At 36.9% G+C, this 13,311-nt stretch carries 4 protein-coding genes; all 4 read right to left on the reverse strand.

The window, feature by feature from the left end; genetic code table 11:
• Nucleotides 1–1,008, reverse strand: a 1,008-nt coding sequence (locus IQ228_RS09870) for a condensation domain-containing protein (protein ID WP_193962768.1), incomplete at its 3' end; no start/stop codon positions are given.
• 303 nt (nt 1,009–1,311) lie between these two features.
• Entirely contained in the window at nt 1,312–2,955 is a 1,644-nt protein-coding gene (locus IQ228_RS09875; protein WP_193962769.1) for a PfaD family polyunsaturated fatty acid/polyketide biosynthesis protein, read from the reverse strand.
• A gap of 231 nt (nt 2,956–3,186) precedes the next feature.
• A complete protein-coding gene (locus IQ228_RS09880; RefSeq protein WP_193962770.1) occupies nt 3,187–5,838 on the reverse strand; it encodes a PfaB family protein in 2,652 nt (883 codons plus the stop codon).
• A gap of 268 nt (nt 5,839–6,106) precedes the next feature.
• Nucleotides 6,107–13,015, reverse strand: coding sequence for a type I polyketide synthase (locus tag IQ228_RS09885; protein WP_193962771.1), 6,909 nt, complete (start codon nt 13,013–13,015; stop codon nt 6,107–6,109).
• Nucleotides 13,016–13,311: the final 296 nt, after the last annotated feature.

Genomic DNA, 13,311 nt, shown 5'->3' on the forward strand with positions numbered 1-13,311 from the left:
ATATATCATTTGAAAAATTTCTCCTTGGTGAATTTTTTCATTGAGATTACGTTTTACTTTTCGCGCTAATTCCCAAAAAGATGTATTATTGGTAATTCTATAAAATTTCATCAAAGACGCTGCTAAAACCGTCATATTCTCTGTACTAATTTCTGGTTGTAACCGTCTTCTTAAATCAAGATATGATAAACAACTAACTGGAATATTATCTTCATGGTTTTTAGCCAGTTGTTTGGAGACTGTTAACATTAGTGCCGCACATAAAGCACTTTGTACTGTAGTATTTTCTTGTCTGCATTGCTGAATAAACTGCCGTGTTGATTCTTCACTAAGTTGTCTATGAATGATTTCGCAACGACGTTGAGAAATAGGAACATATTTTTCTACTCTTAATGCTTTTGGTTGATTCCAATATTTTTGAAATGCGATATTTAATAATAAAGCAACTCTACCTAGTTTGCTTTTGAAACTATTTGTCCAAGTGGGTAATAGTTTTTCAATGGGTGGAAGTGGTTCTAAAGTAGTAACTATGGGAAGAGATTTACCTTCGGTAATCTTTTGACAGTAGGTTAAAATTTCTGAGTGAAGTTGGACACTTGATAAACCGTCGGTAATAGCATGATGTGTGGTTGTAATCAGATAATTAATATTTTGCTGATTTAATATCTTGACAAGTACGACCCGCAGCAGGTATTTACTACTATCAATTACCTGATTCATTTCTGCATTAACGATCGCTTCCCATTCCTGACTTTCTCTAATATTAACAACTTGCAAAGGAAGTTTTCCTGTACCTTTAGACTGATAATAGTAAGAATTCCGAGAGTTAATAATATGAGAATTAAGCGCAGGATGACGATATTGAATAATATTTAAAGACTGTCTGAGAACTGTTTCTTGAATATTTCCTCGAATCCGGCTAATGGTAACTACATTCCATGTTTTAGCCCGTTGATTCAGGATTTCCATTGTTTCTTCTAGCTGTCCTAACTTTCTATTTATAGCCATATTTATCACAACCTTTGGTAAAATGTAGGTTTGGTTGAGGTACGTTCACGTAAAACCTCTATCCCGCAAAGAACTCAAGTCATCTCATTCCCAGTCCCTGACTGGGAATGAATTCTAGAAGGCTCCGCCTTCAATAATATTAGAGGCAGAGCCTCATCAACTGCATTCCTAGTCAGAGACTAGGAACGAGATGTGGTAGGGATTTGAGCTTAAGTTGACACCAATGGACGAAACCCAACACCCCTTGCTATCCTACCGCTAATGTTGGGTTATGCCTTCGGCACGCTACGCGAACACTGTCCCTCAACTCAACCTACTTTGTGGATGATATTGACTGTATTCTTCTGGCATTTGTAAGCCTTGAATTTTTAAGTTTTGAATCCGATACAAATACGCTGCACCTGTCATGATTTCATCTGCCACATTAACTACTCGGCGATTATTTATATCAGCTAAATAAGAACCACGTACCCAATTATTAAAACTTCCCATTGCTGGTCCACACCAAATTTGATAATCAATTTCTCGACCCTTTTCTCCAGTATTAGACCACCGGGAAGATAATCCTAAATACCAGCGAAATATTAACGCCATTTTTAGTTTAGGATTATTGGCAGCTTTACTTAATTTTTCTGGGTTACGTTGAGATAAATAAGTAGATGTTTCTTGCCAAATTTCAGAAATTGTTTTTCGCAGAATTTGTTTTTCTAACTTTTCTATTTCATCTGGGGGAATTTCTGCAAATGAATTATAGTTTCTGTATAATTCCCATAATTTTTGAGCGCGAAGGGGGAAGAGAGTTCCCCGTTTAAGAACTTGTAATTTGACTCCCATTTCAAACATATCAGCCGCAGGTGCCATCATTACATCAGTCATTTCTGCTTCAGCTAGGAGCTTTTTTGTATATTCTGAAGTCCCAGCTTCAACGCAAGATTGATTAATAGAACCAGTAGCAATATAAGCCGCACCCATCATTAAAGCTGCTAGGGCTGATTGCGGTGTAGAAATTCCCCCAGCCACACCAATTCTTACGGGTTTTTCATAATCATATTTACCTTGAATTTCGTCCCTTAATTCTAAAATAGAAGGTAATAAACAAACCAGTGGACGATTATCTGTATGTCCTCCTGAATCTGCTTCTACGGTAATATCATCAGCCATAGGAATTTTTGCGGCAAGATTAGCTTGCAATTCAGTAATTAACCCTTGTTCAACTAATTGAGTTAAAACTTTTGTGGGTGCAGGTTGGAGGAATTTAGTAGCAACTTCCCGACGAGAAACTTTAGCAATAATTTTGTTTTTGATTTCGATTTCATTGGCTGAATTTAAACTCAGTCCAGCCGCCCGATAGTAGACGATATTATCACTTAAATCTAAAAATGCAGAGGCTTCAATTATTCTGACTTGATGCTGTAAATACAAATCAATTAACCGCCTTTCGATAGCAGGTTCACTAGGACTATGAAGTAAGTTGAATGCATAAGATTTGTTATGCAAAGCTTGTTGAATTTTGTGAATTGCTGCTTCTATCCGGGTAGGAGATAAACCTCCTGCACCAAAGGAGCTTAAAATGTTGGCTTTTCCCAAGGTAATTACCATTTCTTCGGATGCAATACCTTGAGCCATTGCTCCAGTCATATAGGCATATTTGACGCTGTAGAACTCTAGAAAAGCTGGATCACCTAATTGATGAAATCCGATTGGAGGAACAGTTAAAAGCATTTCTAGCTTTTGAGTTTTACCGTTAGCACTATATGATATACTGCCTTCATTGCTAATACCAATTTGTCCTTCTTTATTCAGAATATAACAAGGGCAATCCAAATTCATCAGTTTATTTTTAATATTTTTTGCATCAAAAGATACAGTATTTAAATCGCCTTGCCATCCTTGATAATTGTTATTCATGGAAGGGGAAAATTTGAGTTTTTGATGTTGTTTTAACATAATTTTTGTAGTGAATAAGTAGGTGGGCGTTAAAAATTGTCGTTGGGGCAAGGGAACAGGGAACAGGAAGAGAGTTTTGAGTGATTTTACTTTTCTTCACATACCTTTAAATTTTAGCGTTGCTGAATCGAGGTATGAAATTGCCAAATTGAATCTTTAAAACTCAAACCTTTGCGTCTTTGCGCCTTTGCGTGAGACTAAAATTCATACCCTTAATCAGCAACGCCATTTTTACTTTTCTTTTTTGGCTTGTATCACCATTTTTTTGTACAAGTCTAATTGCTGTTGGAGAAAGAGACTAAGTTGTTGAAGTGATGTTTGCCGGGACTGTAATAAAAAGTTGTGTGCTTTGGCCATACGGGCATTATTTTTATTTAAACTTTGATAATTAGGGATAGGTGTCATTTTGTGTTCATAATCTAATAAAGAAGTATCTTCTGCAAATTTGATATTAGGCAAAGAATATAAAGGTGATAAATCCAACTCAATTCGATGACTAAATAGTTTGGCTAAGGCTTTAATAATCGAGGTATGATCATCTACACCTCTTCTATTTAGGGATACAGCTAGATGTCCTTTGTCTTTGAGAATTTCGCTAATCCAACGACTACAGTTACTACCAACACCAACTTCAATAAAGATTCTGACATTATCATTGTAGGCACGATTAACTAAGCGAGGAAAATCAAGTTGGTGACAAAGGGCTTTAGCAATATTTTTGCCTATTAAATGGCTATCAATTTTCATGGGTGCGTATTCTGCCGCAGAATAGAAAATTGTTTTTGAATTGGTTTGGATAGGTAAGGTATTGACCTTTACTAATTCATCATATTCAGAGTGCATTGGTTCACAATGAATTACATGATTAATTGATGTGGGAAAAGCGTCACATTTTAAAGTTTGAATAACTCTTTCACAAGCTTTAGTTTCACCAGCAATAATGACTTCTTCAGGTGTATTGATTAAAACAGTATAAACCCGACTTTCATTTTTTAGAACCTCTTGCACTAGAGAATAGGAACATATCAAAATGTAGTTACTCCAAAATTCTTCCCTTTTACCTTCATGAATTAAGGGTAATCCCCAATGTTGACGAACTGCGTTTTTAGGACCAGATAGCCGAGTTTTAAATAAAGGAGATGAGTTCAAATAATCGCTCGTACTTTTAAAGCTAGTCCAGACACCTTGCGCTAACATCATACTGGTTTCACCAAGACTATAGCCAAAGCTGTATGGGGATTGAATCTGGAAATAGGTTTTCAGAATTGCTGTCATTAATCCGGCAACACCAACTTCTGATTCCAGCATAGAAACGGGATCATCTATTAATGTTTGTTCTATGCTTTCTAGTTGTCTTCTTAATAATTTATTGATGCTTCGAGGATAGAGAATTTTTTCAATATTGGCGACTCGGTTATAAACACTTTTGATGACAACATCATTATGTAGTTGAGGAAAAAGACGAAAAATATTTCTTCCTAGTCCTATATAGGAAGTAAAAGAACCAGGATAAACAAAGGCGACATGACCTTTTTTCCCTTGGGGATTAACCGTAAAATAACTACCAAGAGGAGTTTGCCAGTCTTTCCCAGTCGCAAAAGCAATTTTTACTCCCTGAATTGCCCTTTCAATTTCTCGTTTTAATTCTTCTGGATGTCGTGAGAGAATTGCTAAGGCGTAAGTTGATTGTTTATATTGCTGATATTTTTGAAAATAATCATTAGCAAGTTGAGATATGGAAGAACCATTTGTGAGACTTTGTTGAAGTGCGGTAATTTGTGTTAATAAAGAAGAACGATCATCCGCCGCAATAGTAAATAAATAATAAGGCATTTCTGCTAAATATTGACTACTGCGTTCTACTTGGCTGATTTCTTCTGACAAAATTAAATGTCCATAAATATTATCTTCTTCTATCATATTTACCGCAGCCACTCTTTTTGTAGCACCAGGTTCTAAAAACCAAGGTTTTGATTCTATCGCTACATAAAAGGGACTTCCGCGCCAAATTTCTGGCTGTTTAGGATTAGACCATTGGGGAACACCAGGAATATAACGATGATATAGGCAAAGTGCGGTTTTGATGAGGCTAAATATACCAGATGAGGCTTGTGTGTTACCAATATTTGCTTTAACGCTACCCAGTCCACAACTCAGATTTTCTCCCCCTGTATGATAGGCTGATATTAAACCTTGAATTTCTGCTATATCTGCGTTAGCAATCCCTCTAGCAACCACTTCTAAATAACCAATATCTGCGGCTTGAACATCTGCTATTTGAAACGCCTTCTGACAAGCTTGAGTAATGGTTTCCGGGTGATTGGGAGAATGTTTGACCACACTGAAACCATCCATAATTGCATAGATGCAATGATTTTGTTGCTTGGCTGTTTCATGCAGTTGTAACACTACTGCGGCTGCACCTGCTGTTTTAATTACATTTTCAGCTTTTTCGTCATAACTAAAAGTATATACACCTTCATTAATTGCTATCGGGTAACTCTTGTCTATGCCGACAATTAAAACAGCTTCAACTTGCTGGGTAGTTAATAATTTTTGACTGACATCCAAAGCCGATAAAAGCGAATTTTCCTCGGCAAAAAATGCTAATTCAGCAGAGATATAGTTAGCTAATTGAGCAGAATTTTCTGTAGGAGAAATGATAATTAAAGCTATCTTCGTTTCTGGTTGAATTTTAGCATCTTCCAGCGCAGAATTGATTAATTCTCGACTTAATGGAGTTTGCTGGTAATCTTCAGATGTAACTAAACTTTGCTTGCTTTCATAAATCAGACGTTCAAATTTATTTAATGTTGGTGAATTACTAACAAAACAATCCATACCGACAATTGCTAATTTTTGATTTTGTGCAATTGATTTCATTATTATTCTCCGGTTTTTAAAATTGAACCTAATTATGTTTCGCACAAAGACGCAAAGAAGCAAAGGCGCAAAGTTTTAGAGTTTTAATTTTGGCGTTGCTGAATCGAGGTATGAAATTTCCAAATTGAACCTTTAAATATCTTACCTTTGCGTCTACTCTTCGAGATCACGAAGCGTGATTGCGCCTTTGCGTGAGACTAAAATTCATACCCTTAATCAGCAACGCCTTAAATCCTCTCTGCGCCTCTGCGCCTCTGCGTGAAAAAATCTAATCTTTGGCTATTTGTCGAGGTAGAATTGTTCCTTTAGCACCAATCATGCGATTATAAACTTGTCCTTGACGGTTATAGGTAATCACATCTGTAACTACTGATGATTCTGTTTTTGATTGGACTTCACAAGTAACATAAAATGTTTCACCAAAAGGGACTTTTGCAAACTGTTCAAAATGCTTTATTTCTGATGGTAAACATCCAACTTGATGAAAGTGTTGTGTCCAAATCCAGAGAGAATGAATCTGGACATCTGCTATATAAGGATTGAATGTTTGCACCGGAAATTGTCCCTGTTGCTGTGTAGTTGGTTCTGGTAGACAGCATTCAATAGTTATCTGACTAGGACTGGTATTTAAAACTGATTTTACGCCTTGAAATGTGAATCCATGAAATAGGCTAGAAGCATTTACTTGGTATAATTCTTGATTAGTTTTGAGAAAATTTTCATCCTGATTAAAGTTCAAGTTTACATAACTTGGAGGTGTGGGAATTTCTCTTTTGAGAATTAGATTTGTGCTGAAATGATAGCGGATTTTCCCGTCTGGTGTCTGACTACTAATTTTAGCAGCAAATTCTATTTCCTGATTTTCATGTTTCGCAAGTTCTTGAAGTTCTAAAATATATTCACTTGCGAAGTCCTCACCAAAAACTATGCCTTTTAAAACTTTGAAATTGGGAGAACTGAAGGCTGTAAATCCAGGATAGAGTTGTTCACAAGCATTAGTCATCCATAATAACCCACAGGTAGCAGGAAGTACGGGACGACCGGCGATAACATGATCCTGTAAAAATGGGTTTTCTGTTAATGTTAATCGGCGTTTAATCCGATAGGTTTTTAAATCATTTGATAAGGTTGCAGGAACATAAATTAATGGACTACCAATCACTAATTGAACTGTGCCTTGATTAGCCGTTGTTAGTTCATCAACTAATATTTGTGTTCCTGTTTCTACTGGAATAACTTCAATCCCTCTGGCTGCAAAAGCTTTCTTTAATTCTGATGATACCATACCACTTTCCCAGGGTCCCCAGTTAATAGCCATAACATGACAGTTAGGGTAATTATGTTTAATTAGATGGGCTGATTTGTTGAGAATTTCATTGGCTATGGCATAATCTGATTGTCCTGCATTTCCATAAAATCCCACTACGGAAGAAAACAAAACTAAATATTGCAATTGACTTGCTGGTACACACCGCAGGAGATTTTCTAAACCTTTAACTTTAGCTGCATAAACATTTTCAAAATCTTGAATTGATTTCTTTTCAATGCGCTTATCAGCTAAGTTTCCTGCACCATGAATTATACCTGTTATCGCCCCAAAACGTTCAATTACATCTGCAAGTTTTGATTCTAGTAATACTGTGTCAGTAATATCTACACTCAGATATTCTGCTTCCCCTCCAGCTTCTGCAATAGCTTTCAGAGTATTTTGAATTTCTCGCTGTGAGGAAATACTTTGATACTTTTTCTGTACCATTATCGGTGTTGGTTTTTCCCCTTGGGCTTGAAAATTTTCTAAAATTCGCTGTTTTAATTCTGCTTCATTTTCACAATTTTCTGCCCAAACTGGTTCAACTTCTGTGCTGGAACGCCCTAAAAGAATAAATTTACATTGATATTGTTGGGCGATTTTTATGACACATTGGGCTGTGATTCCTTTTGCACCACCACTCACGAGAAATACTTGATCTTTAGTAATTTCTCTTGCAGAATTGGTAGTTGGTAATGGGCTAAAATCTGCAATTAAAGTAACTCTACCTTTGTTGCTATATCCTACTTCTTGAATTAACAAGTTTGCATCATAAATTTCTGCGAGGATATTTTTTACAGATGTTTCTGGATCTAAGTCTGGATTTAAGTCAAGGGAACGACAAAATACATTTTCCCATTCTTGATTAATACTCTTGCTAAGTCCGAATAATCCTCCAGAAATTGCACTAAAATTATGGCTTTCTCCTAATCCAAATTCACCATCTAAACGCGCAACGCTAATAAAACAACTGCGTCCAAATTTGGCGGCTGCGTTGAGTGGTTCTTTCAGATATTTAGCGATTAAGAAGACATGACGCAGAATAGATTTATCTATGTCTAATGATGTTGCTGGGTGAAGGTGAATAAATGCAGCTACAGTCCCATAATTATCAGCAATTTGTTTTAACTGTTGTTGTAAACTGTCTTCATTCCAATCCGTTAAAACTACTCTATTGATACCCGCATTAACATTTGACTCGACACCAGGGAAACTTAAAACTACAGTTTTCCAACCTTTCGCTATCAAACTTTCTGCTAATTTCTCTGTGGTGGAAGAACCATCATCAGTGATTAATGCAATGTGATTTTCAGAAAGAGAAAATTCTAAACTATCTGGTGTGGGAAGTTGCTGTAATTTAGCAATACTGCGGCGGATATTTGGTACAGATGTGATTGTGATATCTTCTACTATTTCTTCAGTCAATAAATTAGGAATTCTCTGGGCTTGTTGCTGCATATAAGTGGCAATTTCGCCTAAAGTTCTCAATTCTCCAATTTCTTCGGGGTTGGGTTTAGGTAAATCGGGATATAGTTCTAATAAACCTCCTAAAATTTCTACCCGTTTGATAGAATCAATTCCTAAATCTGCTTCCATATCCATTGACAGTTCTAGCATTTCCACAGGATAACCTGTTTTGTCACTGACAACTGTTAGCAGAATATCGCTTAAATCTTGGAAAATTTCTGCTTCTTGTTGCTGTTCTTCAACTATGGGTGTGGCTGGAATTAATTCTGGTTGGGGAACTTCTACTAATACCTCTTTGCTAATAATTGCTGTTGATATTTCTACTTGTTGATTTAAGATATCTGGAACTAAAGTTTGCATATATTCAGCAATTTGTTCCAAGGTTCTTAATTGTCCTAATTCTTCAGGGTTGGGTTTAGGTAAATCGGGATATATTTCTAATAAACCTCCTAAAATTTCTACCCGTTTAATAGAATCAATTCCCAAATCTGCTTCCATATCCATTGACAGTTCTAACATTTCTACTGGGTAGCCTGTTTTATCACTGACAACGTTTAGTAGAGTTTGACTAAGGGTAGCTTTATCTATATTTGGGATGGTTTTTTCTTCACGCAGAGGCGCAGAGGCGCGGAGAGGAAGAGGTTCAGAAATATTCTGATTCAGTAAGTCTGGTTTTTGATAGGTTTCTAAGTCTTGTTGAATTTGAGGATGATTTACAAAGGTTTTTTCTTCACGCAGAGGCGCAGAGGCGCGGAGAGGAAGAGGTTCAGAAATATTCTGATTCAGTAAGTCTGGTTTTTGATCATTTTCTAAGTCTTGTTGAATTTGAGGATGATTTACAAAGTTGATGACTTTATTTTCTGAGGTCAGTAAATGCAAATGTTTTTGCAGAAGTTGAAAGTAATTTTGGGTATGTTCATGTTGATATTTGAGATATTGTTCATGAATGCGGAGGGTATCACCTTGATGATCATGAAACCGCATCATGTTCTGTTCAGAGTTGGAAATTGCTAGTTGTTGAGTTTGGGATTGATGTTCTGTAGTTTGATTATTTCCCAATAATAAATACTGTTGCTGCATTAATTGGGAAAATGTCTTTGTGTATTCTGTTTGATTGTGTAAAGATTGTTCATGAACGTGGATAATATCTCGTTGTTGCTGGCTAAATTCTGTGATAATTTTTTCTAAGCTGTGAATAACTTTTCCCTGATTATCAGGTTGGATTTCGACTTGTTCTAATTTACCATTGAGTGAAGTTGGGTGGTCGTTGTTACCCTGTGTTTGATGATTCTCATTAAATGCAGTTGGCGGTTTGTTGTTACCCTTTAATTGATGATTCTCATTAAATGCAGTTGGCGCTTTGTTGTCAATTGTTGGTTGGGGAGATACTACTCCCACATGATGACCATTTTCTAAAGCTTTCGCAAATGCTTTTTGAGTTCTTTCGGTAATGTTGGTACTATTTAAGCGGACATTTAAAACTTTTTTAGCGGGAACTTCGGGAATTTTAGTTGCGACTTGATAGGGATCTAAATTTTGCAAATATAATCCAGCTACCTGCAATTGAACTATGGCTTGTCGAAGAGTTTTGTCGCTGTTTTTGGTATGACTTGGATTTACGGCTATAGCTATGTGTGGCTTATCATTTAGAATTTCTTTCACCAAATTGGTAAGGACATTTTTGGGACCAAATTCTACAAAATAATAACCGCCAGCAGCATAAATATTTTCAATTTCCTGCTGAAATAATACCTGATTCAACAGTTGTTCTTTGAGGATTTTTTGAATGGCGTGGGGTTCTTGAGGATAACGGCTACCTGTAACATTAGTATAAACAGGAATTTGGGCTTCGTTGAAATTTACTTTTTCAACGGCTTGGGCAAAAGGTTTTTGAGCATGAGATACTAATGGTGTATGAAATGCTGCGGAAACTCCTAATAAAAAAGTATTAAGACCTTGATTTTTGAGAATATCTTGGACTTGAATAATTTCCTCTTTCTTGCCAGCTAATACTACTTGGTGCTGAGAATTTTTATTAGCAACTGCTACCTGGGGAAACTTTTTAATTACTTCCGTTATTTGATGAATATCTCCTTTGACAGCTAACATTCCTCCGGTATCAAAATTGGGATTGGCAGGTGCAGCCATAGCTTGTCCTCTAGCTTTTACTAGGAACAAATAATCCTCTTCATTTAACACTCCTGCGACCCACAAGGCTGTTAATTCACCAAAGCTATGACCGGCAACAAAATCGGGTTTAAATCCAGCTTGTTGCAAGATTTTATATAAGCCTGCACTAAATACACCAATTGCCGGTTGTGCATATTCAGTTTTTTGCAATGTTGCTAACTGAATTTGCTTTTTTGTTTCATCAAAAACAGGTTGAGGAAATACTACACTTGATAAAGGCTGTAACCCGTCTTCACACAACAGGCTATCCATGTGAGTGTAGGTTTGGCGCAAGCAGGGAAAATTCATTACCAATTCCCGCCCCATTTCTAAGTATTGTGAACCTTGTCCAGAAAACAAAGCCACTACTTTAGCTGTTGTGTCTGTCCCCTTTTGGCGGTAGTAAACCCCTTGCGGATGTTCCCAGGATTTGGCTTCAGGCTTGTTTCTCAGCCCTTCTATGACAATTTGCAGTAATTCCCCAGCTTGCCCTAAATCATCGGCGACAAAGCCCACTCTCGCATAATTAACGGGAATTTTAGCGGTTTGAGAATCAGTAATTAATTGTTGATAGTATTTTTCTTTATTCTCATTCTGTAATTGTTGTTGGATTTGTTGACAACGAGATAACAACTCTGAAGGGGTGGGGGCAAATAGCAGTAAGGATTGTGGAGTATGGTGTAAACGGTAAGGGTGATGATGTTCATGTTCATATTCTTCTAAAACAACGTGATAATTCGTACCACCAAATCCAAAAGCACTGACTCCCGCCCTTCTGGGTTGAGTAGGATGACTTACCCAAGGTCTAGTTTCCGTATTTAAATAAAATGGCGAGTTCTCAATATTCAGTTTAGGATGGGGGGTACTGACATTAATCGTCGGTGGTAAGACTTTGTGATGTAATGCTAAAGCCGCTTTGATGAGACTGGCAGCACCAGCAGCCGCTTTAGTGTGTCCAATTTGAGATTTAACAGTTCCTAAAGCAATATGCTGTTTTTTCGGGTTATTTTCGCCAAAAACACTGGTAATAGATGTAAATTCCGTAGGATCTCCTACCATCGTTCCTGTACCATGTGCTTCAATTAAACCTATACTAGCAGGAGAAACTCCTGAATCTGTATATGCTCGATTTAAAGCACTTATTTGACCTTCGGTGCGAGGTGCATAGATACTTTTATACTTACCATCACTGGAACTGCCAACGCCCTTAATGACTGCATAGATGCGATCGCCATCTCGTTGAGCATCTTCTAGGCGTTTAAGTACCAACATTCCCACACCTTCACCTAATAGCATTCCATCTGCATCAGCATCAAAGGGTCTTACCTTTTCCCCTGGAGAAACAGCAGGAGTTTTACTGAAGCACATATAGGCGAAAATTGAGTTATCAGTATCTACGCCGCCAGTAATCATCATGTCGGCGCGATGTTCTACTAATTCGCTAACAGCCATCCTTAATGCACCCAAGGAACTCGCGCAAGCTGCATCAACTACGCAGTTCATTCCCCCCAAATCCAGACGGTTAGCGATACGTCCAGAAATCACATTTGCTAACATTCCGGGGAAAGCATTTTCTTCCCATTGCACATATCCACTTTTGAGTTTTTCAATAATTTTCTGGGTATCTTCGTCTGATAAACCACTATTTTTGAGAACTTTTTTCCAAAGTGGATCTTGCAATCTTGCACCTAAAGGAACAGCCAATTGTCTACCAATTGCTACTCCCAATACTACTCCTGTTCGTTCATGATTAAATTGTCGAGATGCACCATAACCAGCATCGTCTAACGCCTCTTTTGCTACTACCAAACCGAGTAATTGAGAAATATCTGTCACCTCCAAAATATTGGGAGGTAAGCCAAATTCCATAGGATTAAAATCAATATCTGGTAAGAAACCACCGCGCTTACAATAGGTTTTATCTGGTGTTTTTGGATCAGGATCATAATAGTCATCTATATGCCAACGGGACGCAGGAACATCAGTAATACAATCTACTTTCTGAATAATATTTTCCCAGTATTCTTGCAAACTCTTCGCCTGGGGAAAAATAGAAGCCATACCAATAATTGCGACATCATTTGTTCGCAATTTAGCATTAATTTCATTTTTCATATTTGTAGTCTCAGGCATATTTTTTTTCACTTTTATCATCTTGAGTACAGACTTTTCACAGTTAATAATTTCATCTTTTAACTGTGTGAAAGCAGTTTCAAACTGGGAGATAGCCATGATCATATTTTGCTCTTTTGAGCAGGTAATATGGAGTTAAAGTTTCAAGAGTAATTGACCGCAGATAAATACGGATGAATTCAGATATCTGATGATTCCATACAGCCTTAGATGAAGTTGGTATAGGTAAACATTGACTTTCATCCTTAACAGTATTGAAATCTTTTTTTGCGTTAATTATTGATGAATACTCTGGCGGCTTAATATGGAATCCTCTAATTAATCCTGTAGTCTATAAATTAATTTTCGCCCAAATTAATCTGAGTTTGGTGACAACTCTATTGCAACTCATAAGC

Origin of the sequence: Dolichospermum sp. LEGE 00246 (genome assembly GCF_015207865.1) — a bacterium.
In the GTDB taxonomy this organism is placed as follows: domain Bacteria; phylum Cyanobacteriota; class Cyanobacteriia; order Cyanobacteriales; family Nostocaceae; genus Dolichospermum; species Dolichospermum heterosporum.